The organism is Nostoc sp. UIC 10607 (genome assembly GCF_047228265.1).
Lineage (GTDB): Bacteria > Cyanobacteriota > Cyanobacteriia > Cyanobacteriales > Nostocaceae > Nostoc > Nostoc foliaceum_A.
This window is the reverse complement of sequence record NZ_JBIQNW010000006.1, coordinates 16,434-40,270: the sequence shown is the minus strand read 5'-3', so window position 1 is coordinate 40,270 and position 23,837 is coordinate 16,434. Positions and strand designations below refer to the sequence as shown.

The following is a 23,837-nucleotide window of genomic DNA, read 5'->3' as shown; positions in this document are numbered from 1 at the left end:
AAAAGAGCGTAGGCGTAGCCCAACCTAGGCATCGCACTAACCGATCACTAATTTTACCTGGGGTAGGCTAGGGTCACCTTTGCTATATCCAAATTGAAGTAAATGTGCCATTCCTCACGCTCATTATTAAAGCGTTACATGACACACAAGATTTTTTTACCAGAATAATACTTGAATAATGGTTGGTGAAAACACTCGCTTGCTTGCCCGCAATCCCTTATCTCATCTAACTCTTTCTGGATTACGCGGACAGTGAGTAGTTATGTTTATTTATGCCTATCTATTTATTTCTTGATTGCTGTCTACTTAACTGTCTTAACTGTCCTTGCATTCTCACTATAAAGCTGAGAATATGTTGAATGTTAAGCAAAATTCATTAAAATCTATTAAGTAATACTTCAGCAACTTACCAGGATTGGCATAAAGTAAACCTAGACATAGCCTACTTTTTTTGTTATCAGGTAAAAACTTTAATTAACAAAAACTTATATGGTTTTTCTGGAAGGGATTTTTCCCGTCTTGCCAGCCTGTATGTGTCGTTTTACTTAATAGTTAGACAAACGTTGATTTTAATCTATTTCGGCAGAATTTGTGCATTAATTTTCTTTTTTGGAAGAAAAATTTTTGGAAAATTGGTATGAATTATTACAAATTATTTTTCAAATATCTCTTTTATCTATCTTTAGGAATAATTTTAAATACCTATATTGACAGAGATAAATCTCTATGTGAATATGTTAAAGTGGGCATAAATTTGATTATGCTTATTAATCAGGCTTCATAAAGATCATCAGATGCAGTGACAAGTTTTTATCGAGTAAAAGGTTTTTGAAAGTTCGGAGTGGAAACTTTGGCACTTAGCAAAAACTTAGCAAACTTTTGTTTCTCGTATAAAAGCGTAAATTTACTATTCTTAGTGCAACTACTAATACAAAAGATCATTATCTTGACAGGTAAAATTTTTACCTAAGCATGATCTAATTAAAAGTTTATAGTTCCCATCATCAATCTCGGCTCTCGGCTCTCGGCTAATGTTTCAGTTGTGTATCGATTTCAAACCTAACTGCAAAAACATAATTATGCAAATTTGGATTGTTTAGAGAAATCAGGTAGATAAAGTAATTCTGCCGTCATGATTTATTTACTGTTGGGCCTGAATTCTCAGCTTGCACATGCGCGACAGCGAGTTTGCATCACCAAATAAGGTTGACGCATATTTTGTTTTCGGCAAAAATCATGTTTAGCTTAAGGTAGAATCTTAGCCTTCGCTTCATTTTTCGTGCGAGTTATAAGTTTGTAAAAGATAACGCCAAAAAAGTGGGCCGCGAAAAAGTGCGACTACACAATGTTTTGCCATTCTTAAATTATTGCTTCTAATTGTTTTGAGAGGCTAAAATTGTCCATTTTTGTGCTGTCGCCTACACAAAGTTGCCAAATCAAAAAAAGTTGATTTGCAAATGTTTACTCATGGAGTGATTGGGAGTATGTCTAACGATCTACTGCAATATCTTCTCACCATGCCTTTATGACCCCCTCTTCTAATTTTGGGAGAGGGGGGAGTGGTGAGAATTGCAACAACTAATTAGCAAGATTTGTATCGTGCATCCAGCCCGTTCAAGTTAGCTAGAAAAATTGTGTTTTGAAAACAAGGATTCATTTATGGCAGTAAGAAACGGAACACCGGAAAACGATACCCTTACCGGCACTAATAATGCTGATACGATTCGCGGCTTTGGTAAAGAAGACCTCTTATCTGGCTTAGGCGGTAATGACACCATCTTCGGTGGAGATGATAAAGACACCGTGTTTGGTGGAGATGGTGCCGACAGAATATTGGGGGAGTTCGGTGAGGACGAGCTATATGGTGATGCTGGCAATGACTTCATCGATGGCGGATTCGATAAAGACACCATATTTGGTGGAGCTGGTGCTGACAGACTCTTTGGCGGAGAAGGCGAAGACTCAGTATTTGGTGATGGCGGCAATGACACCATCTACGGCGGCGCGGACGCTGAAGATGGACTTGATGGGAAAGATTTCCTTGATGGTGGCGCAGGTGCAGACTGGATTTATGGTGGCTTTGAAGATACTGCCCAGGGCGGTGCTGGCAATGACACCCTAATTGGTAGCTTCTATGATGACGCACTGTACGGCGACGACACAGAAGGTTCGGTTTCGGGTGGTGCTGACTACATCGATGGTGGTGCGGGCAATGATACCCTTTACGGCGAAGCTGACACCTTGGCTTCGGGCGGTAATGACACCCTCATTGGTGGCGATGGTGATGACACTCTCTATGGCTATGCCGGTGATGACTCCCTCCTGGGTGGAGACGGTATTGACTACCTCGATGGCGGTGATGGCAATGACGTTCTCGATGGTGGTGCAGGTTCTAGCACCCTCTTGGGTGGCGCTGGCTTAGAAACCATCACAGGGGGTAGTGAAGGTGACTTCATCGATGGTGGTGAGGGTAATGATAACCTTAGTGGGCTTGGTGGCAATGACACTATCTACGGTGACTTTGGTGTAGATGAATCTCTCGCTGGCAATGATGTGATTAATGGCGGCGCGGGCGATGACTTCATCGATGGTGGCGCTGGCGTTGACCGCATTATCGGTGGTGGTGGCAATGATGTTCTCTATGGTGGCGAAGACTCAGAAACCCAAACCGAACGCGACACGCTAACTGGCGGTGCTGGTACTGATTTCTTCCAATTGAATTATGCAGAATATGAATTCGAGCCACCCCAACCCGGTGAGCCAATCATCCCTGTTCCTGCTGGCGACTGGATCACCGACTTCCAAAATGGTACTGACTACTTAGTGCTTGAGGCTCTGGAATTTGAGGATCTAGGCTTCCAGCGCATCAATCTCACTGTTGGTGGTGTTGCTACAGCTAGTACTCGGATCTACGTTCTGACTGAAGGCGTTACTATTGCTCAATCCGAAACCTTAGCAGTTCTGCAAGGGGTACTTCCCGGAGCGATCGACGCATCAGATTTCGTTGTAGAGCCTATCTAAGAAATGGGTAACTAGGCGGTGTACTTGGGTACGAACCAAGTAGCACACACCTGATAGTTACCCCAACCATGAAGAGTAGCGGCGTTGTCAGAATTCGCTTTCGCTACTCTTCGTACCAAAGCTAAATAAGCGGGCGTAATTAAAGATCACTGGATTTGGATTGGTCTTAATGGGTATTAGGTAATGGGTAATTCAAGCTACTCTATACCTTTTACCCCATACTTCTCCTCACTAGTGACATTTATTCTGCCTGACCTACTTAACTGTGTCCATCTTAATATCTCCTGTCCGAAAACCTAGAACAGGAAATAAGCTCAAACACATCTAATTTGCATATCTCGATCGCATCAAAATCCTGTGGGGTGGGCATCTTACCCCGACTTTCTCATGCAGTATAAATGTCTACTAACTTAAAGATTTGTAATACTCAGAATTACTGAAAGTGCCGTGCGAATTTTATTTTTGCATCCTAATTTCCCTGCTCAATTTCGTCATGTAGCAGCAGCTTTGGCTAAAGACAAACGTAACCAAGTTTTCTTTGGTACTACTCGTCACGATGGTAAATTGCCCGGTGTTAACAAAGTCATCTATAACCCTAAACGAGAAGCTCGACCGGAAACTCACCATTACGTCAAACCCTTGGAAAATGCTGTTCTTCAGGGTCAAGGTGTGTATAGGCTGGCAGAGCAACTTAAAGCACGGGGATTTGTTCCAGATGTAGTTTATGGCCATTCGGGTTGGGGTCCTACCTTATTTATCAAAGATATTTTTCCCAAAGCCAAGTTACTGTGTTACTTTGAGTGGTTTTATCATGCTCATGGTACTGATGCTGACTTTGATCCTAGCGATCGCCTGACTGCGGATGATGAAGCCCGAATTCGGATTAAAAATGCGCCGATTTTGCAGGATCTATATAGTTGCGATCGCGGTCTTTCTCCTACCTATTGGCAACGCCAGCAATTCCCCCTAGAGTATCACAGTAAAATTTCTGTATTACATGATGGGATTGATACTAACTTTTTTTGTCCCAAACCAGGGGCTAAATTAGTTCTCCCACGGATTAATCTGGATCTTTCTCATGTTGAAGAACTTGTTACTTATGTAGCAAGGGGCATGGAGCCTTATCGGGGATTTCCCCAGTTTATCGAGGCAGTTGCCTTACTCCAACAACAACGCCCTCATTGTCATGTCGTAATTGTCGGAGAAAACCGCGTAGCCTATGGTAAGCCTCTGCGTGATGGCAAAACCTATAAAGAGGTGATGCTAGAAAAATATGATCTCGACCTCAGCCGAGTTCATTTTACAGGTTGGCTACCTTACGTTGAATATCTGCAAGTTCTCCAAGCTTCTGCGGCACATGTTTATCTTACCCGTCCCTTTGTTTTATCTTGGTCAATGTTGGAGGTTTTATCAGCAGGTTGCTTGCTGATAGGTTCTAAAACAGCTTCTGTAACCGAGGTGATTCAAGATGGCGTTAATGGGCTGTTGGTAGATTTCTTTTCACCGCAGGAAATATGCGATCGCATTGCAGAAGCCCTCAATCATCCAAAGAAAATGGCTGCAATTAGGGCGAAGGCAAGGCAAACAATTCTAGATCGCTATGATTTAGCCCAATTATTACCCCAACACCTGCAATGGATACAGCAGTCAGAAGATAACAAACTAGTTGCGCCTTGGGAGAAAACAAAACTAGGGTTGCTAGCCCCTGTAGAAAACAAGGGATTTGGTAGGCGACATCAAAAAGCTGAGAATTCATCAGCCACATCTGCGACACTCTTACAAGTTCATAATCAGACATTGACAACTCAAGAAATTATTCCTCTCTTGAGTCGATATCAACTGCTACCAAAGCTTCAGCAAGAACTCTTAATTGACGAAGCGATCGCCTCTTTTAGCTGCACAAGCGAAGAGCAAGCCAAGTGTTACCAAGAGTTTTGCCAACAAAATCAGTTGTCATCAGAAGCTGAACGCCAAGCTTGGTTACAGCAGCAGAATCTGACTGAAACAGAATTTTTAGATTTAACAACTCGCAACTTGAGAATTGAGAAATTCAAAAAAGCTACCTGGGATCACAAGTTAGAGACTTATTTTCGCCAATTAAAACCAAAACTTGACCAGGTTGTTTATTCTCTCATTCGCATCCGCGATAGAGCTGTTGCTCAAGAACTTTACTTCCGCCTGTTAGAAGGTGAACAGTCCTTTGCTGAACTTGCAAGGCAATATTCCCAAGGTGCAGAGGCTCAGACTGGTGGCTTAATGGGGCCCATAGCATTGAGTGCACCCCATCCCAAACTTGCCCGCCTTCTCGCCTTCAGCCAACCCGGTCAGCTATCGCTCCCGACCAATATTGGCGATTGGTGGTTAATTGTGCGCTTAGAAAAGTTTATCCCGTCCCAATTTGACGAACCGATGCGACAACGGTTGCTCAACGAACTTTTTGCTGGTTGGTTAAAAGACCAAATGCAAAAAACTTCTCCACCACAATCTGTAGCAATCAAACATTCAGCTTGAACTTCTATTCCTTCAACCCTTAAGTATGTACTATGCCAGCTCTAAACTTTAGCGAACAGCTTTTAGTAGGAAACGATTTTAGCGGTCAAAACCTGAACGGTTCGACCTTTTTCAAAGCCACTCTCACCAACGTTTCATTGTTCAATACACAGTTGAGAGGCACTAACTTTGAAGAAGCGAAGTTATACAATGTTGATGCCCGTAATGCCATTTTTGCCTCCAATAATAACTTTGGCCCAGCTAATCTTTTTAAGGCAACATTAGAAAATGTCAATCTCAGGGGAGCAAACCTAACTGGTGCTAATCTCTCATTCATCAACACCAAATTCATTAACCTGTCAAACGCTAACCTGACCAATGCCAATCTACAGGAGGCTAATCTCAGTGGCGAGCAATCCGAGCGACCAAACCTAAGAGGTGCGAACTTTACTGGTGCTGATCTATATAAAGCGAAGCTCAAAGCTGCTGATTTTACTGGTGCAAATCTGACAAATGCCAGCTTAGAAGAAGCTGATTTTGAAGCAACTCTTTTAGTCAACATCAATGCAACTGGTGCTGACTTCCGACTAGCAAAAATGACAGATATTACCCTGCAAAATGCAATTTTTGACCTAGCTAATTTCAGTGACGTTGTTCTGAGTGATGTAGAAGCATTAGATCCGACACAGCCAATTAATGCTAGATTTCGTGGTGCTAATTTAAGCAACTTGACTCTAGATGATGCTATTTTGACGGGTTCTGATTTTAGTGCTTATGTAGCTGCTAATGGCACTGTTACAGTTACAGACTTGACTGGGGCTAAATTAATTGAGACTGATTTCACTGGAGCAAATTTCAGTAGTGCCAAGCTGTTGAATGCTGACCTATCAAAAACCAACCTCACCAATACCAATTTTACAGGGGCTAACATGAGTGGGGTGCTGACGACTGATGCGATCGCAATTGGTGCAAATTTCACTGATGCCAATCTCAGTAACGCTAATCTGTCAAAAGGCAACTTTACAGATGCTACCTTTGTGGGTGCAAATCTCACGGGAGCGATCGCAGTTGATGCCATTGGCTTATCTCTTGGTGATGCCAGTAACAACACCCTCAACGGCACTAGTAACGGCGATAACCTCTTTGGTTTTGAGGGTAATGACACCCTCACCGGTGCTGGAGGGGATGATTATCTTGATGGCGGCGCGGGTGCTGACAGAATGGTTGGTGGTGCGGGTAATGACACCTATGCAGTCAATAGTGCCAGCGATATCGTTGTTGAAAATGCCAATGCAGGTATAGATACTGTCCGTTCTAGTCTTACTAGCTACACATTAGGCAACAACGTCGAAAACTTGGTTTTAGTAGGAACAGCCCAAAACGGGACTGGTAACGCATTTAATAATGTCATCATTGGTAATACTGGCAACAATACCCTCAACGGGTTGGCTGGCAACGATACTCTAATTGGCGATGCTGGTAATGACACACTTGGCGGTGGCGCGGGGGATGACTCCCTGATTGGTGGCACAGGCAACGACACATATATAGTCGATAGCATAGGGGATACCATCACAGAAAACGTCGATGAAGGTACAGATACAGTCCAGTCCAGCCTGGACTATACTCTAGGCGATAACTTAGAAAACCTAACTTTGCTTGGCACAGCCCAAATAGGTACAGGCAATGGACTTGCCAACACCATCACTGGTAATGAAGCTGACAACACCATCAATGGTCAAGCTGGCAACGATATTCTCTTTGGCAATGGTGGTGCTGATGCCCTAACTGGAGCAGGTGGCAACGATACTCTTGATGGAGGTGACGGCAATGACAACCTCAACGGTGGAGTCGGTGCTGACTTGCTTACGGGTGGAGCGGGCAATGATATCCTGACTGGCGCTGATGGTAATGATATTTTGGTCGGCGGCCTTGGTAATGACACTCTCACTGGTGGTATAGGCAGCGATACCATTCGCTATGTCTTAGGTGATGGTAGTGACCGAGTTAATGGATTTGTCACAGGAACAGGGGGAGATTTCCTTTCCTTCAATGGTATTGCTGCTATTGATGTGCGTGTAGTTACTAATGCTGCTGGCACTAATACCCAGTTTAGAGTTAGCGACGGCATTGCTGGCAACCCTGGATTCGGCACAGCAGAAGACCTGTTAATTACCTTGTTTGGTACTGGCTTTACCCAAGCGGATATCGTCACCAACATTGTTGACTCAGCAAATACGACCTTTTTATTCTCATAGATCCCCAAGGAATACCTACCGTAGAGAACTTGGGTTGATATTTTCACCAAGGGTTCTGTCGTAGTGGTTTGGAGAAAAGGAGAAAGGTTGGAATTCACTCCTTTCCCTTTTCCCGAACCGTATTGGGTTAAGGGCGACTTTACCAATGGCATCTTTACAGGAGCAAGTCTCACGGTTGCGATCGCAGTTGATGCCAATTTTACCAAATCTGCCCTTCTGTCTCCCTCAATCAAAGACCATTTTTACCTAAAAACCTAACTTAAAAAGGGTGTAGCCTCATGCGAACTCTTTTTACTATTGCCCACTTTTTTAATCCTGATATTAAGGGTAAGCATGGCTCCCAAAAAAAAGACCCACGACCCCGCTTGCTAGCTTTAAGTCGAAGTCTTGCTGCCTTACATAAGTTATTTGGTAAATCTCAAAGTATGAAGCATCCCAGAAAAATTGACAATTATTTATGAGGGAATATCTCGTCTATTAGGATATGGCCTCCACACACAAACGCCAATAACTTTAAAGTTACTGCAACCTGGAAAGATTCTCGGTGAGATTAGCTCACTGCGAGAAAAAACCAACAAACAGTAGAGGCAAGAGTATTAGTATGGACACAATTAATACGAGGGTTGCTGGCTCGATTTTAATGTGGTTCTTCTGTGGATCGCGCATTTGGCTCTCTCTCGAACAATAAGTATAGCGGTTCTCGTTTACGTAAGGTACAACGGCAGTGCCGTGCCCCTACACCTCATGATGTAATGTTGTACCGTATCTGAATGGGAACTATATATTAACTCAGCCTAAAGCATGTTTATTTCTTTTTCTAAGCCCAATCAGGTTGAAAAATATAAATTTTTTCATTATTCCAGTACATTCAATTTACATATTTTTGCTTCATTACCCTATCTGCTTATTTCTTCCAAGGTAGTTTAGTCCCCATTTCAGTCAATGCGGAAAATATGAGATAGAGGACAAGTAACCCAGCACCCGCAAAAAAAGCCAGTAAATCATTATCCATAAGTGCTATTTACTAAAACTTTGCTAATCATAGCGGAATCACCTAATCTATAAGCATTTTTCTACAGCCCTACAATCTCTGGTCTTCTGGGTGCAAACTGTACCAACTATACCAGTGACGAACTGCTAGCCAAACGGCTGAAAGCAAACCCGCTAGGCTGAGAGTTAGCCCACTGACGGGTACTAATAATCCAAAGATGGGTAGGACTGCTCCAGCAAGAGTGCAGATAATAGCAGCAAGGGAAGCCCTGCGACTGGCTCCCAATCCCCATGTTAAAATTAGTAAAATGATGGAAATTAAAGTCCAAGCCAACTGAACATTGATGACACGAGCTAGATAGGTCAAAGTCAACAGACAAGCAAAGAAAATACTAGCAGCGATCGCTACATTTTTGAAACTCATTGGCAGTGACAAATATAACAACAATATCCACCACAAAAAGATTGCTGGTGCTAGTAATAAAAGACGCGGAATTACCCCCGTGTTCTTAATAGGCTCGGTATTGGTAAATACTCCAAATGGATTTTTGACTGAAACATTATCGTCAAATTTCCAAGTAAATTGTGTACTGCGTCCGTCAGATTTAATTTCATCAGGTTCAATACCACTGGCAAAATTAGCTGGAGCAAAGTTAGCAATTGCGATGAGGCGGAAGTTAGATAGCATCTGTCCCCCTGCACTATAAACCCAGCGAGGCCCGCCTCTCGCCTGATAGGTGACTCGAAAGGTGGTTTCTTCCCCTGGTTGCAGCCGGAAGGGAAAGCCATAGTCTCCCGGATTGGTTTGTTGTAACCTAGTCCCGTCACGCTCGATTTTGTAGCTAGCAAGAAGTATGGAGCCGTTGGGTGGCGGTGCCTCAAAGAAAAAATTATTAATATCCTTGAGTTGGTTAACTACTTTATAATCGGCAGTATAATTTGCGCGATAAATTGAGCTGCGACCTGGAACATCTACGCTTTGGTCAAGGTTGACTTGAATTTGCGAACTAGCCAGCATCAAGAAGCGGTTAATCTCTCGTGTTTCATTGACCTGAACTATTTTGCCATCTACTTGAGTGGTATATGAGTATGGCTCTCGAATAGAGTAGCGGACTTGAGGCGCAAATTGTTCAAGCTTTTCACCTGCAACACTTTCAGCTACTTGAGCCACCTTTGCTTGTTCCCAGTGGTGATAGCGATTGCTTAAAGTTGAACAGAGAAAAAATCCCGGTATTAACAGAACTAATACTAGAGTTAAATGCTGTAATCCCCGCAATAGTTGGGAATAACGAACAGCCCATTCGCCTATGAATATAAGTTGTTCCGGCTGGCTTCGACGCAGGGAAAAACTGATCAGTGCGATCGCAACTCCCAAAGCTACAATCAAAAATACTAATAACAATGAAGCTTTGAGCGCTTCGGTTCCAAATTGGACAAGCTCAATCGGATGCGTCAAATCAGGTAATCCGGGAATACCTTGAGTAGAAGATGACATTGGCTGATTTTTGCAGAATTTGGAGAACCAGACCAATAAAATCTCTTAAAAGTTTCTGGAAATGGGTATAAATTATTCCCCAGTCCCCAATTCAACTTTGTATTTTCAGAATTTCCTTTAATTTAGTCTCATAAAAAAATTCCTTTTCTCCCATAGCTGGAACTAAATCAGTTAGCCAAGTTGCTTTCTCGTCATAACGTGCAAAGAAAGGACGTTTACACCAATTAGGATCGCGTGCTTGCAAAAAAGAAAGTACAAATACTTTCTCGCCATAAATTTCAGTTACGCCATCCACTGCAACTTTACCCGGTAGTGCTGACATGACTGGGCCGCGAGCCGTGCGAGCTAACCCAGACACTTTTTGTATTGCTGCTTGATAAATTTCCCAAGCTCGAATAATTGGCACTTCAAAGTAATGTTTTGCTCCAGTATCTCGTTCCATAAACATATAGTAGGGAATGCAACCAAGGCGAACTTGTTCTTGCCACATTTGTATCCATACTTGCGGAGAATCATTAATTCCCCGCATGAGTGGCCCTTGGGTGCGAACCTGTGCGCCTGTACTACGAATGCGTTGGAGCGCTGCTTGAGCAATTTCAGTTTTGATTTCTGTCCCATGATCGTAGTGTGCCATTATGGACAGATGTTTACCTGAGCTAGTCACTTTCTCAAACAAACGTAAGACATCATCAGCATCTTCATCTGTAACAAAGCGATAAGGCCAGTAAGCTACCGATTTAGTACCAATGCGAATTGTCTGGATATGTTCAAAATCCGAATTTAGCAGTGGTTCAATGTATAAAGCTAGATGTTTAGCTTTCATAGTCATTGGATCTCCGCCAGTAATTAAAACATCTGTGACTTCTTGATGTTGGCGGAGATACTCTTGGAAAAGACCTGATTCACGGGTAGCAAATTTCATTCCGTCCATCTTCACAAACTGGGGCCAACGGAAACAAAATGTGCAATATGCGTGACAAGTTTGACCTGCTGTCGGAAAAATCAAGACTGTTTCGGGATATTTATGTTGAATTCCTGGTACTTGTTTTCCATCTAAAGTGGGAATATTATGTTCTGCCTGTCCGCCTGGATGGGGGTTGAGTTGCGATCGCATTGTATTTACTAGCTGACGCAGTTCTTCTGGCGTAGAATTTTGCAGATGCCAAATAACCTTGTCTAGAGATTCAGGAGCCAACATTTCTTTTTGAGGAAAGGTAAGGCGAAAGATGGGATCATCGGGAATATTCTCCCAGTCAATCAGTTCCTCTACTACGTAATTATTGACACGGAACGGCAATACTTGGGCAACTGCTTTCATTGCCAAGCGGTCTGCTGTTGAAAGTTTTTGCAGTTGCGGAAGCCGATCTATATCTTTAATTTCATATAACTGAATTTTTTTAGGGTTAAGTTGCGACATTTAATTATTATTTTAATTTCAATAAAAATACTGGAAGTATCTAGCAACTATAGTGACATTTTCGCAATAGTACGAGTCAGGTTGTTTTGAAAAATCATCCAACCGATATAATTTGGCATAATGGCAATGCTTATAAAAAATTCATGATCTTCAACAATAAGAAACTAATACACATTTATAAGAGTGCAATTAAATAGCATCATAATTATTTTTAATTAACAGATTAATCCTCAATAGCACCCAATTCTTTAAGTGTGTTTTTTTGTTCTTCGCCTAGACCAGATAGCCCCTTGATATTCATTCCTTCATAAGGTCTTTTTGACATGAGGGTTTTGATACACTCTCCAGTTTTGACATTCCATTGCTTAATAGCTCCATCCTGGGAACCACTATACAAAGTTCCATCCGAACTAAAGGTAACAGAACGAACCCAATTATTATGTCCTTGCAAAATAATCAGACGTTTACCTGTGTCAACATCCCAAATTTCTACAGTGTGATTAACACAAGCACAGCCAATAATCTTACCATCAGGACTAAAAGCAACAGAACGTATCCAATCATTATTGACTAAAGTTTTGCGACATTCGCCAGTCTGAACATCCCATAGCCGGACTGTTTTGTCATCACCGCCACTAGCTAATAACCCTCCAAATTGCCCTTGTGAAGGGAGAAGTGGGCTAAAAGCAACAGACCAAATTAGCATAGTATGTCCTTCTAAAACCCGAATACATTCTCCTGTATAAACATTCCATAGACGCAATGTTTTATCATCACTTCCACTGGCGAGGATTTCACCATCAGGGCTAAAACTGACAGACTGCACCCAATTTGTATGTCCCTGTAAAGTTTCAAAGCATTGGCCAGTCCGAATATTCCATAGCTTGATGTTGCAGTCAACACTACCACTAGCCAGAATTTGACCATCATGACTAAAAGCAATAGAGCGGATGCGATCGCTATTTTGCAAAACTTTCACACACTGTCCACTCAGAGTATCCCAAAAGCGGATGGTTTGGTCATCACCACCGCTAGCTAATAGTCCACCAGGAAGCGGGCTAAAAGCAACAGACCAGAGGCGGCCAGCATGTCCTTCTAAAGTGCTGATACATTGGTCAGTCTGAACATCCCACAGCCTAACGGTTTTATCATCATTGCTACTAGCAATTATCTTCCCATCTGGACTTAGGGCTAGATCGTGTACCCAATTGGTGTATCCCTGCAAAATTTGGATACATTGATAAGTTTCAATGTCCCAGAACCGAACGGTTTTGTCATAGCCACCACTGGCGAGTGTTTTCCCGTCAGGACTAAATGCAACAGACTGAATAGAATTACTATGCCCTTCTAAAGTTTTTAATAATTTTCCTGTTTCAACATTCCAGAGTTTCACAGTTTTGTCGTCGCTACAACTGGCCATGATTCCTCCTCCTTGTGCAGAGGGGATCGGACTCAAGGCTATAGAATGAATCAAATTGGTGTGTCCTTCTAAAGTTTTTAATAACTTCCCCATTTGAACATCCCAGAGTTTCACAGTTTTGTCCTCGCTACAACTAGCAAGTATTTCACCATCAGAACTAAAAACTACAGACTGGACTAATTTGGTGTGTCCCTCCAGAGTTTTCAAACATTTACCTGTTTTCACATCCCATAACTTCACAGTTTGGTCAGCACTACCACTGGCGAGTATTTTCCCATCAGGGCTGAAGGCAACAGAACGAACGAAGTAGCTATGTCCCTTTAAAATTTTCCAGCATTGTTGGTTACTTAAATCCCAAAGTCTAATGGTTTTATCGCTACTAGCACTGGCGACAATTTTACCATCAGGACTAAAGGCAACAGACCTGACCCAGCTAGTATGTTCCTCAAGAGTCATGAGGTGTTTTTGGCTATCAACATCCCATAGTTTTACAGTATGGTCATCACTACTACTTACTAAAGTTTTACCATCGGGACTAAAAGCAACAGTTCTTACCCAGTTAGCATGTGCCTTCCAATGAAACAGTTGCTCACCATATGTAGCTTGCCAAAAGCTAATCCGACCATCAGCGTCACCTGTAGCGACAATTTCTCCATTTATAGGGTTAAATGCCACTGACAAAATACTATCGAATATTCCTGTAAATACAGACTTAGATAAGTCAGAATAAGCAAAGTTGACATTATGCAATTTCACACTTATTAGGTATGCTTGCCATATCTTTAAATTGGAAAAATCACATCCATTTAAATCAATTTCCAGATAACAAAGGAGGTTAATAATATTACCACCAGCATAGCCAGATGTTAAAGGGGTGTTGACTTGTAGTAATTCTATGATTTTTAATAGATGTTTTTTAATCCGATATTTGTTGCCAAATGTATTAATTATTTTTTCAGCAACTGGTTCTAAAATTAAACGAATTTGGGCATTTCTAATCTTTCCTGGGGTTTGCGCTTTGAGTAAAGCATGGCTCTTTAATAAGGAAATATTTTCTAGATTAATTTCGGAAATAATTTCTTCGCAAACTTGGTTAACAAATTGGCTAATTATATATTCCATAACCACAGCTTGGAGCATGAATTTCGCCAAACCCTTCTCGTTAAAAATTAGCGATCGCCGTCGTAGTGATTCTAAAGCTTCAATTAATTCTGGTTGTGATGTCGTTGAAATAATATCTGCTTGTAACTCTACAAAAGAAGTGGGTTTGCAATTAATTCCTAGCCAATATAAAATTTCTTTTTCTAAATTTGATAGTCGATTAAACTGTTGTTCTAATAGATTGCGGATATCTCCAAATAGCACCGAAATATCACAACTAATGAACTCTGATATATTGCTACCAAAGACTTCTTGAATTGTATTACAAACGATTTTTAAGGCTAAAGGATTACCTGCATATTGATTAATTAATTTGTTCCAGTCTTTTTCTGAACCTAAAAAATCACCTTTACCCACAAATATGCTTTTTGCGGCGATATTTTCTAGCCCACTTAGCTGCAAGGATTGAACTTTAAGATTGTTTCCTTCTAGGGTGACAATTTCTTTGGGACTTTCACGACTGGTTAAGACTAAACAGCTTTGATGAGGTACTTCCCCAACTTGGCGGAAAAGTTCTCCATATTCTTCATATCCTTCTCGATATTGTCCAACATAATCGCCTCCAAGCAGGACTGACTCTACATTATCTAGCACTAATAAACAGCGATGTCTCCGCAAATAGGCAATCAATTGCGAAATTCCTACTTCTTTAGGCTCATTCTTTTTGGAGAAAAACTCAATCAGGTCTGCAAAAATCTCCTTAACAGAGGGTGCATGACGTAGCGATCGCCAGATAACATACTCAAATTGTTCCTGAATTTTCTGTGCCAGTTTGATAGATAACGCTGTTTTGCCAATTCCCCCCATACCAAATATGGCTATAAGCCGACAACGATCTTTGTTTACCCATTGCTCTAGAACGTCTAACTCCGACTCACGCCCAAAGAAAACGGGGACATCCGGCGCTTCGCCAAAATCATAACAGGATGAAGCATTAACTACTGTTGATAACTGATATCTTTCCTGGAAGATACTCCTGATCACCTCTAATTTCCCAGGAGTACTCCCAGCAATGTCAAACTTTTGGTAAACCGAACCAAGCCGCTTCCGCACTGCTGCTGCACTAATTTCAAGAGTGGTTGCAATAGACTCTGCCGTTTGGCCAGCTAAAGCTAGAAGTAAGGCACTTACCTCAGCTTCAGATACATTGTGTTCAGCTGCAACCGCTCTCAAGAAACTTTCAGGAATTTCCGTCATGAAGTAAATTTCTCCAGCCAAAACTATTTATCGATATGTGAGGTAGATGTGAGGTATATTTCTATTGCTTTATCCAGTCATCAATAGGCAGATAAAACGGGAGAAGATGAAATCGACCCTGACCTAAATTTTACATTTGCTCTTTCTCCAAGCAGGAGAGAGGCTTTGAATTTTACTCCTGTTCCAGCAATAAAAGTTTTTCCACTTCCCTCTCCTCGTAGGAGAGGGTTCAATACGGTTCGGATAAGGTTTTTTGATGAAAGTTATAGATCACAAAGACGCGATAAATTGCCGTCTTTACAATAATCAGTCCTTTGTAGAGACGGCGATTTATCGCGTCTCTTCCCTTAACCGAACCGTATTGGGAGAGGGTTAGGGAGAGGTAGGGAAGGGGTTGGGGGTTAGGTCTGTATTGGACTCAACCGCAACCTCTATAAATTTATTTATAAGGTTTCCCAGTCTCCAGTCCTGCGCGTTAGCGTAGCCCGTCGTAGACATCGCCTAGCATTTTACAGAAAAGCGTATTGACAAGACACTACTAACTATACTCTAAATTATCAACTTGTCAATTTAGTTTATCAACTAGATTGACAATATTAATAAAGTGAATGTAGAATCTATAACAATAAATGTAAAATCGATAACAAATTAGGTGTGAACCGCGAGGATAGCTGAAGTAACTAGCACTGAGGTAACCCACACTATGCCAACACCTGAAACTTCAAATTCTGCTCAGGAATTATTTGAGTTGCTTGAAAAAGATATTCTTGCCTGTCACACTTGCAAGGATGGAATAATTGAAGTGACTATCCGCAAGATTGGAACCGAAGAATTTGAGCTGCGTGTCATCTCTTTCCGAGGTTCTTTTCGTTGCGTTCATGCGGATCTAAATAGGTATTTAGAGAAGTTACCGACAGATACAACAGATACGCAAAGTCAGGTATCTATCTATCGCGATCGCTTTCGAGTGGGATTGAGAGAATTGTTAAAGAAGGGGTTTGGACTACTCAGACTGGACTTTTCTCGATGCAAGAAGGGAAATACCGCGCCGATATTTGGCTGGATGGTATCTGAATTGTTGGATAGGGACTGAGTTTGGTTGTTTTTTTGCTGATTATTCTAACTATTAATCAACAACAGCCACTGATTTCACCTCAAGGTTTAGAGAAACAGTAAAAAATTGTTTTCGTTATTGGGGTTAACAAGTGAATAGTTTCCCAGCCCAAGAGAGTCTAGAAAAAGACTACAGCAGGGTTGATATAGTGCTTATTGGTACTACATCAACCCTGTTATTTTTTTATTCAACTATCAGGAGAAAAATATGACTACAAATCGTCACAGCTTATTATTTCGTTTGACATCCAAGTTCATTAAATATTTTTTATTGGCATTATTTGGTCTAGCGATCGCTTACGTTTTATCAGCTATTTTCGGAGGATCGCATATTGCTATGAGTCTACTACCCTTTATTTTATATTGGATTATTTTTCGGTGTGGACTTGTTCTCCTTTGCTTAATATTGACGACAGTCATTTTTGAATCTGTTCGTTAAAATCTCACAAATAATATTCGACTTTCACATCTTGCATCATTTTCAACTAATATCCTCTTTCACTGTACATCAACAATATTGCTTCTAGTACACTGTGGTGGAAGCTTGCTTATCCTTAACAATTGCTTTCGCCCTTGTTTACTGAATAGAGATGATAGCTGGCTGTATCCGTGCTGTACTAATGTGAAAGTTTGAATTCCTTTGCAAAGTTTTTTAGAACCGTAAAAAATTTCGTCTCTAAGTATTACTAACTGTATTTAGGAGTGCTAGCAATATAGTTCGGATAAAGTTTTTTGATGAAAGTTATAGATTATAAAGACGCGATAAATCGCCGTCTTTACAATAATCAGTCCTTTGTAGAGACGGCGATTTATCGCGTCTCTTTCCTTAAGCAAACCGTATTGGAAGTGCTAAAGCTAGTTTTGAGGGTTTGTTGTAAGCACTTTAGTGGTTAGAAGATAAGAATAATAACTAAAGTCCTTACGACGAACTTACTTATACTGATTACCTGTGAAGTTGCATAGAACAAGTTGCAAAATTTTATTGTCTCACCAAGCCTGATTTGGTGGAGTTTCTTAGAGAATTGGTATTACCCATCAAAAACCCGGTCGTGAAAACCGGGTTTTGAAGCGTAAACAATGGGGCTATATTCCCCGAAGATTAGTTATAGAGGTTAAGTATAATATCGATGCTCTAATATGTACTACCATCCCAATGATATCGATTCCAGAAAATTAGCTAAGAATTTTTGCATAGCCTTTATCTTCCAAAATACAGCAAGCAACTGGCAGCCTCAGCGTGTAGGATTGAGAAATGTTAATTTTCCGAATTTTGCTGATGAATAATTCATTTGGTAGCTGGCAAGAATGGCTAACAGTATTCGCCTATCTAGGTTTTACGGTCTTTATTATCTGGTGTGTGTTTACCGCCGAGAAGAATTAAAAAAGCTGCATATCATCTCACCAGGGTCGTTTTGCTCAAAGGGCAAAATTGTTCCACTTTGTTGAACCTTGACTCGTTCGCGACAATTATAAACCTCAGTGGGTCTTTTTACTCCATCTACACTAATGGTTGCCCTGTATTCCCAATAATTTTTAGCACTTCGGTTGATACTGAGAATACAAATCTTGTGATGTAGCCCCTCGTAGACATTGTAATTGCGGCATACAGATGCAAAAGCTGGGTGTGCTACGCTTAAAAATAGTATCAGAAATAACACAAAAGCTACGGTTTTTATGTTGTTCATAAAAAATTATTTAACATTACATTATTTGGAAATATTATTAAATATTTAAACCCTTTGAGTTGAACCATGCCTAAACACCTCCTCAACTTTGAGGGTAAACATCCAGTGCGTCTGTTCATGTACCATACCCTAAGACCAATTCGTAATACCTACGGGAAGCTGCGTCTATGTAATTGAGAAAGTCAGATTACATCTGGCTGGGTTTCCACCATTTGTATCTGTAGTCTTATTTTGGAGAATTGACATAATATATGTGCAAAAAAAGCCAGTCTTAAGGACAATAAAATTGCGAATAAAAACAAATTTCGAGCAATCTGAGATTATACGCTGTTTTGCGGCAGTACTGCTTTTCGGTCAAGTGTGGCTACATTTTCTTCAGGGAAAAACTTACTATCGCAAGATTCTGCAACATCTGGTTACTGCTGGGCCAGGTTCTATCTCTCCAGTTCTGCTTGTCAGCGGTTTTGCAGGAATGATTTTTACTATTCAGACAGCGAGGGAATTAGTGCGATTTGGTGCTGTCAATGCTGTGGGAGGTGCTTTTGCCTTAGCTTTTTGCAGAGAATTAGCTCCAATTTTGACCGCTAGTATTATGGCGGGACAAGTAGGTTCTGCTTTTGCAGCAGAAATAGGTGCAATGCGAGTCACAGAGCAAATTGATGCACTTTATATGCTCAAAACTGATCCAATTGATTATCTAGTACTTCCTAGAGTAATTGCTTGTTGTTTGATGGTGCCTTTGATGACTATTTTGGCTTTAGTTACAGGCATCATCGGCGGAGTTTTTGCTGCTTCACAGTTTTACAAAATTATTCCCGAAATATTTTTAGAATCAGTCAGAAATTTTTTAGAACCATCAGATTTGTTTATTATTTTGCTAAAAGGGTTTATTTTTGGAGTGCTGGTTGCTGTGATTGGCTGTAGTTGGGGTTTAACTACTAAAGGGGGAGCAAAGGAAGTAGGAGAATCTGCAACCAAAGCAGTTGTTACTAGTTGGGTATCAATTTTTATCATGGATTTTTTCCTTTCTCTACTGCTGTTTGAACAGCCTGCATTTTGAACCCAAGTATTGAAGAACAAGATTCCCGGCTTTTTTAAGAAGCCGGGAATCGGAGGTAAAAAGGAAGTTGTGGGTAAGTAATACTGGTTCTGAAGCGTTGGTGCAGCCCACCGTTCGCGTAGCGTCTCGTAGAGAAGGCATCGCTAGCCTTTTTGGGTATACTTCAAAACGTTAGCGAAATTTGGGAATATATTAACTTGTAGATTAGCGCACCCAAGGCCAAACCTGTCAATGAAAAGATAGATGCAGTCCAAAAGGCTAACCCTTCCCTAAGACCTGCTATTTGAAAATCTATCCTGACTAATATGGTCGCCGAAATGATCAGTAAAGTATCAAGAAATATCCGAAACCAGGCAATCATAATAAAAAATAAGAAAGCTGCTAAGACGGCAACGCCAAAAGACCTAGTATTTGATTTAAGCAAAATACTGAAGTAATATGTCATTTTCGGCCAAGGAGTGGTCAGTGTTACTATTAAAATCAAGATAGCAACCACAGTCACCAGCCACACAAACAGAGGAGCACGCGTTTCAGATATTACCCAGCCCAAAGTACTGTAACTCAGCAGTACTAGCGCCAGGGACACCCAAGGAACTCTTTTCAAAATTAGCATGGGTTGATATTCCTAGTACGGGGTCAAGGTCTTATTCCATTACTGAATTTTATAACTCAGCCTTCGCATAATCCGAACTCGATGCGTGATTCAATCATACCGTTATCCAGCAGCGCAGATTTTTTCTTCTTTAATATCTCAGCAAAGAAACAACATAGCCAGTAGACAGAGTAAAAAATTGCGTAATTACTCTATCTAACTGGCTATATTCCGCTCCACTTTTAGTAACTTATTTTTCTGGAGGCAAATCTACACTGTAAAGAGTTTCTCCTAGCAAGTTACGCAGTGTTACTGTCATCACTTTTGTATTTCTATCAATTTTAACTCCTCCAAAGAATTGCAAACCTTCACTTGGGGGCCGATTTGCTTTTGTACCTGGAGGAAGGCTTTGAAATATCAATTGTGGGCCAAAAGTATTTTCTAACTGGTTTGGCCCAAATGTGCCAGAGTTAAGAGGCCCGGCGACGAACTCCCAAAAAGGCTTAAAGTCGGTAAACTGGGCTTTACTGGGGTCGTAATAGTGGGCTGCTGCATAATGGACATCAGCAGTTAACCAAACAACATTCTGAATATTCTTGTTTTTAATAAATCGTAATAAGTCGGCAAGTTCTAGTTCTCTTCCTAAAGCTGGGCCATCTCCGTTAGCCCAAGCTTCAAAGTCCGTGCTACCGTCTCTAACTATTAGTCCTAAGGGCATATCACTAGCAATTACTTTCCATGTTGCTTTTGATGAGAGCAATTGTCTTTTCAACCATTGCACTTGTTGTCTGCTCAAAAATTCTGTTTCTTTACTTGACACTGGCTGACGATTAGGCGTGTTTGGCCCCCGATAGGTGCGTTCATCCAACATGAAAATATCTAATAACGGGCCATAGTTGAAAGAGCGATAAATTCTTGCTTTATCTGGATTTTCAGTTGCATACCCAATAGGTAGATATTCTAAAAATGCTTGTCTTGCCCTTTGGGCTAGCAAGTTAACATCCTTAACTGTGTAGCGGTCATCGTTAAGAAATTCCCCAGGATACCAATTATTTGTAGTTTCGTGGTCGTCCCACTGTGCCAATATGGGAACTTCAGCGTTGAAACGCTTGATGTTTTCATCCAGCAAATTGTATATATAGTTGCCACGAAATTCTGTGAGAGTTTCTGCTACTTTTGATTTTTCTGGTGTAGTGATATTTCTCCAAATAGTGCCGTCGTCTAGAGTTACTTGTGATTGAATCGGCCCATCTGCATAAATATTATCGCCAGAATGAATGAAAAAGTCGGGATTAAGTTGGCGCATAGTTTCGTAAATTTTCATCCCACCGAAATCAGGATTAATCCCCCATCCCTGACCAGCAGTGTCACCACCCCAAACAAAGAATATATCTCGTCCAAATTTGGGAGGAGTTCGGAAACTGCCATAAAAAGGAGCGCTGTAAGTGCCTTTATAATCTAAATCTTGGAAGATTACCCGATAAAATAATTGTTGGTCTGGTGGCAGGTTCCTCAGATAAAGTCGTGCTGTAAAGTCGCTATTTTTTAAAGCATTGGGTCCCACAACGCGCTGTACATTGCGAAAAGATTCGCTGGTAGAATATTCTACTACCATTTTGGCAGGGCGATCGCTGCGACTCCAAATGACGATGCTATCATTGGAGATATCTCCGCTAGCTACGCCATAAGGTATAGCAGGACGCATTTTATCGGAGGTGATAATTGCAGGCGCTTGAGCAAAAACTTGTGATTTGGATACAAGATTTGTAGCAATAATTCCACCTGCTGTGATAGTTGAACGGAGCAAAAACTGGCGACGATTTAGCTGTAATGGACGATTAGATTCCATGATAAATAATGGCAAGCTTAAGAAGTATTACAGGATAAGTATTTAGCACATTATGTTATAGCAATAAGTAAAGATTGGGTTATCCAAGGGTTAATAAAAAGCTTTGCACTATTTATAATTACAATTAATATAAATTAACTTACACACATCAATAGAAAAGGTTAAGATTTAACCTTTTTTTGGGACAGCTAATATTGTTTGTAGTAACTCATTGAAAACAATAGATAATTGATTAATTATAAAGTAATGAAGTATGAGAAATTTGTACTTCATTCTTTTTTTGCCGACCGCTCAGAGTTTTTTCATTCTATGTTAAAAACATGCTCGTGAAGAAGCGATGTCTAATGATAAGCCCTGACGCTCGTTCCCCCTTGGTGTATCGTAGACAAGACTCGTTTTCGCTCTTAGCGTCTCCCCTTCTCTGCGAGACGTAGTGCAAAGCGAGAATACTGCTACCCCCTCACCGCTAAATGTGTACGCAGTCAGAAAAGTATTGGATTTCCTGAAGTACTTTATATTCCCATATCTGCTTTGTGAATTTTGGGTCGCAATTTGGGAAACATAAGTTTGTAACGATTGATGAACTTTGAAATTATAGAGACGGATATTCAAGATGTTACCAGAAATATTACCTCAGCAGTCAAGGCTTGAGAGTATGCTGACTATGGGTGGCATAACAAATGCTAATGAGTCAAACTTGCGATTAGAGTCAACTTTGCAAGAATTACCCTATTGGCAGGTTCACATCGAAGTAGAGCGTCCAGGTAATGATTTAGCTATGCTCTTTAAGCAAGAGCCTTTACTGCCGGGAATTATTCTAAATAATAATCAACAGTATGTGGGGATGATTTCACGGCGGAAATTTTTTGAGCATATGAGTCAAACCTATAGTTTGGCACTATTTTCTATAAGACCAATTAAAATTCTTTACAAGTTTTTCCAGCAAGAAATATTAGCATTGTCTGAAGATATGCTCATTGTCAATGCCACTCAGGCAACTTTGCAACAATCACCTCAAATTGCTTATGAGCCGATTTTAGTTAAAACTTCGTCTGGAAAATATAAGCTCGTCGATTTTCATCAATTACTCTTAGCTTACTCTCAAATTCATGTCTTAACACTTGTTGAATTAAAGGAAGTAGAGGAACAATCTAGAGTCGCTAAAGTAGGTTTTCGTGATCTTCAACAGAACTATACGCAATTAATCCAGAATGAAAAAATGGCTGCCTTAGGACAACTCGTTGCTGGTATTGCACACGAAATCAATAACCCCGTCAACTTTATTGCTGGTAACCTTGTTCACGCCATCGAATACAGCCAAAATCTACTCAATCTCATTAGATTGTACCAACAATGTTATCCTGAACCAGAAGCGGATATTAAAACTGCGATCGCACAAATTGAACTGGATTTTTTAAGTACTGATCTCCCCCATCTTCTCACCTCTATGGAGGTTGGCACCAAACGAATCGAGCAAATCATTCTTTCCTTACGAAATTTTTCTCGTCTTGATGAATCTGAGAAAAAATTAGTTGATATTCATGAAGGTATTGATAGCACCCTGTTAATTTTACAAAGTCGTCTCAAAAATAACCAATTCGGTGGAAGCATAAACATAATTAAGGAATACGGTGATATTCCCCAAGTTGATTGCTATGCTGGATTACTTAATCAGGTGTTTATGAATATTTTGGCGAATGCCATTGATGCGATAGAAGAGTCATTAGCCATTAGCCATACTCTGCGCGAAGGCGAAGCACCTACTTCATCGCTAAGGGATAAAGGCAAAATTTGCATTCATACTCAACTCACTGATGACAAGCAAGTAATGATTCGTATTTCCGATAATGGTCCGGGAATCCCAGAGAGCATCCAAAACCGATTGTTTGATCCCTTTTTCACCACTAAACCCGTTGGTAAAGGAACTGGACTAGGTTTATCTATCAGCTATCAAATTGTTGTAGAAAAACACGGTGGTCAGCTACAATGCATGTCAGCTATTGGCAAAGGGACTGAGTTTATTATTAAAATTCCCGTTCCACTTAATTATTAACAAGTTTAAAAAACAAGCCATAAGTAAGGGATAGAT

15 protein-coding genes are annotated in these 23,837 nt (G+C 40.8%); 9 read left to right on the top strand and 6 right to left on the bottom strand.

Annotated elements, in window-relative coordinates; genetic code table 11:
* Positions 1-1,659: 1,659 nt before the first annotated feature.
* The 5 genes from ACEYW6_RS07625 (at position 1,660) to ACEYW6_RS07605 (ending at position 8,230) form a co-directional block, all read left to right on the top strand.
* Positions 1,660-3,021, top strand: coding sequence for a calcium-binding protein (locus ACEYW6_RS07625; RefSeq protein ID WP_412979239.1), 1,362 nt, complete (start codon positions 1,660-1,662; stop codon positions 3,019-3,021).
* Between the two features lie 447 nt (positions 3,022-3,468).
* Positions 3,469-5,532 (top strand): glycosyltransferase, encoded by a 2,064-nt coding sequence (locus ACEYW6_RS07620; RefSeq protein WP_412979238.1) that lies wholly within the window; start codon positions 3,469-3,471, stop codon positions 5,530-5,532.
* A gap of 32 nt (positions 5,533-5,564) precedes the next feature.
* Entirely contained in the window at positions 5,565-7,769 is a 2,205-nt protein-coding gene (locus tag ACEYW6_RS07615) for a pentapeptide repeat-containing protein (protein WP_412979237.1), read from the top strand.
* Positions 7,770-7,832: 63 nt separating this feature from the next.
* Positions 7,833-8,027, top strand: a complete 195-nt coding sequence (locus ACEYW6_RS07610; RefSeq protein WP_412979236.1) for a hypothetical protein — start codon at positions 7,833-7,835, stop codon at positions 8,025-8,027.
* 20 nt (positions 8,028-8,047) lie between these two features.
* Positions 8,048-8,230 (top strand): hypothetical protein, encoded by a 183-nt coding sequence (locus tag ACEYW6_RS07605; protein WP_412979235.1) that lies wholly within the window; start codon positions 8,048-8,050, stop codon positions 8,228-8,230.
* 620 nt (positions 8,231-8,850) lie between these two features.
* On the opposite strand, the gene ACEYW6_RS07600 is transcribed toward ACEYW6_RS07605, so the two are convergent.
* The 3 genes from ACEYW6_RS07600 to ACEYW6_RS07590 all read right to left on the bottom strand — a co-directional run bounded on the left by ACEYW6_RS07600 (position 8,851) and on the right by ACEYW6_RS07590 (position 15,449).
* Complete coding sequence (locus tag ACEYW6_RS07600) at positions 8,851-10,254, bottom strand: hypothetical protein (RefSeq protein WP_412979234.1); 1,404 nt, start codon at positions 10,252-10,254, stop codon at positions 8,851-8,853.
* Between the two features lie 91 nt (positions 10,255-10,345).
* Positions 10,346-11,671, bottom strand: a complete 1,326-nt coding sequence (locus ACEYW6_RS07595; protein WP_412979233.1) for a KamA family radical SAM protein — start codon at positions 11,669-11,671, stop codon at positions 10,346-10,348.
* A 223-nt stretch (positions 11,672-11,894) separates the two neighbouring features.
* Positions 11,895-15,449, bottom strand: a complete 3,555-nt coding sequence (locus tag ACEYW6_RS07590; protein ID WP_412979232.1) for an NB-ARC domain-containing protein — start codon at positions 15,447-15,449, stop codon at positions 11,895-11,897.
* A gap of 703 nt (positions 15,450-16,152) precedes the next feature.
* Here ACEYW6_RS07590 and ACEYW6_RS07585 point away from each other — a divergent pair.
* Together ACEYW6_RS07585 and ACEYW6_RS07580 are read left to right on the top strand one after the other, a co-directional pair.
* Entirely contained in the window at positions 16,153-16,542 is a 390-nt protein-coding gene (locus ACEYW6_RS07585) for a hypothetical protein (protein WP_412979231.1), read from the top strand.
* Positions 16,543-16,770: 228 nt separating this feature from the next.
* Positions 16,771-17,001, top strand: a complete 231-nt coding sequence (locus ACEYW6_RS07580; protein WP_190894370.1) for a hypothetical protein — start codon at positions 16,771-16,773, stop codon at positions 16,999-17,001.
* 922 nt (positions 17,002-17,923) lie between these two features.
* Here ACEYW6_RS07580 and ACEYW6_RS07575 read toward each other — a convergent pair.
* The gene (locus ACEYW6_RS07575; RefSeq protein ID WP_412979230.1) at positions 17,924-18,247 is read right to left on the bottom strand and encodes a hypothetical protein; all 324 of its coding nucleotides are present in this window, start codon (positions 18,245-18,247) and stop codon (positions 17,924-17,926) included.
* A 286-nt stretch (positions 18,248-18,533) separates the two neighbouring features.
* Between ACEYW6_RS07575 and ACEYW6_RS07570 the strand changes: the two genes are divergently transcribed.
* Positions 18,534-19,307, top strand: a complete 774-nt coding sequence (locus tag ACEYW6_RS07570) for an MlaE family lipid ABC transporter permease subunit (protein ID WP_190894372.1) — start codon at positions 18,534-18,536, stop codon at positions 19,305-19,307.
* Positions 19,308-19,470: 163 nt separating this feature from the next.
* Here ACEYW6_RS07570 and ACEYW6_RS07565 read toward each other — a convergent pair whose 3' ends face one another.
* Together ACEYW6_RS07565 and ACEYW6_RS07560 are read right to left on the bottom strand one after the other, a co-directional pair.
* Positions 19,471-19,920 carry a hypothetical protein gene (locus ACEYW6_RS07565; protein ID WP_412979229.1) on the bottom strand — a complete coding sequence of 150 codons (450 nt, stop codon included), beginning with the start codon at positions 19,918-19,920 and terminating at the stop codon, positions 19,471-19,473.
* Between the two features lie 229 nt (positions 19,921-20,149).
* A complete protein-coding gene (locus ACEYW6_RS07560; RefSeq protein WP_412979228.1) occupies positions 20,150-21,748 on the bottom strand; it encodes an alkaline phosphatase D family protein in 1,599 nt (532 codons plus the stop codon).
* Between the two features lie 655 nt (positions 21,749-22,403).
* Between ACEYW6_RS07560 and ACEYW6_RS07555 the strand changes: the two genes are divergently transcribed.
* Positions 22,404-23,801: a sensor histidine kinase gene (locus ACEYW6_RS07555; RefSeq protein WP_412979363.1), complete on the top strand. Its 1,398-nt coding sequence runs from the start codon at positions 22,404-22,406 to the stop codon at positions 23,799-23,801.
* Positions 23,802-23,837: the final 36 nt, after the last annotated feature.

Excerpts from the sequence above, each read along its gene's own strand:
- ACEYW6_RS07595 (WP_412979233.1), bottom strand. The coding sequence starts at position 11,671 with ATGTCGCAACTTAACCCTAAAAAAATTCAGTTATATGAAATTAAAGAT.
- ACEYW6_RS07605 (WP_412979235.1), top strand. The coding sequence starts at position 8,048 with ATGCGAACTCTTTTTACTATTGCCCACTTTTTTAATCCTGATATTAAG.
- ACEYW6_RS07575 (WP_412979230.1), bottom strand. The coding sequence starts at position 18,247 with ATGAACAACATAAAAACCGTAGCTTTTGTGTTATTTCTGATACTATTT.
- ACEYW6_RS07560 (WP_412979228.1), bottom strand. The coding sequence starts at position 21,748 with ATGGAATCTAATCGTCCATTACAGCTAAATCGTCGCCAGTTTTTGCTC.
- ACEYW6_RS07555 (WP_412979363.1), top strand. The coding sequence starts at position 22,404 with ATGCTGACTATGGGTGGCATAACAAATGCTAATGAGTCAAACTTGCGA.
- ACEYW6_RS07615 (WP_412979237.1), top strand. The coding sequence starts at position 5,565 with ATGCCAGCTCTAAACTTTAGCGAACAGCTTTTAGTAGGAAACGATTTT.
- ACEYW6_RS07625 (WP_412979239.1), top strand. The coding sequence starts at position 1,660 with ATGGCAGTAAGAAACGGAACACCGGAAAACGATACCCTTACCGGCACT.
- ACEYW6_RS07585 (WP_412979231.1), top strand. The coding sequence starts at position 16,153 with ATGCCAACACCTGAAACTTCAAATTCTGCTCAGGAATTATTTGAGTTG.
- ACEYW6_RS07565 (WP_412979229.1), bottom strand. The coding sequence starts at position 19,920 with ATGCTAATTTTGAAAAGAGTTCCTTGGGTGTCCCTGGCGCTAGTACTG.
- ACEYW6_RS07600 (WP_412979234.1), bottom strand. The coding sequence starts at position 10,254 with ATGTCATCTTCTACTCAAGGTATTCCCGGATTACCTGATTTGACGCAT.
- ACEYW6_RS07590 (WP_412979232.1), bottom strand. The coding sequence starts at position 15,449 with ATGACGGAAATTCCTGAAAGTTTCTTGAGAGCGGTTGCAGCTGAACAC.
- ACEYW6_RS07580 (WP_190894370.1), top strand. The coding sequence starts at position 16,771 with ATGACTACAAATCGTCACAGCTTATTATTTCGTTTGACATCCAAGTTC.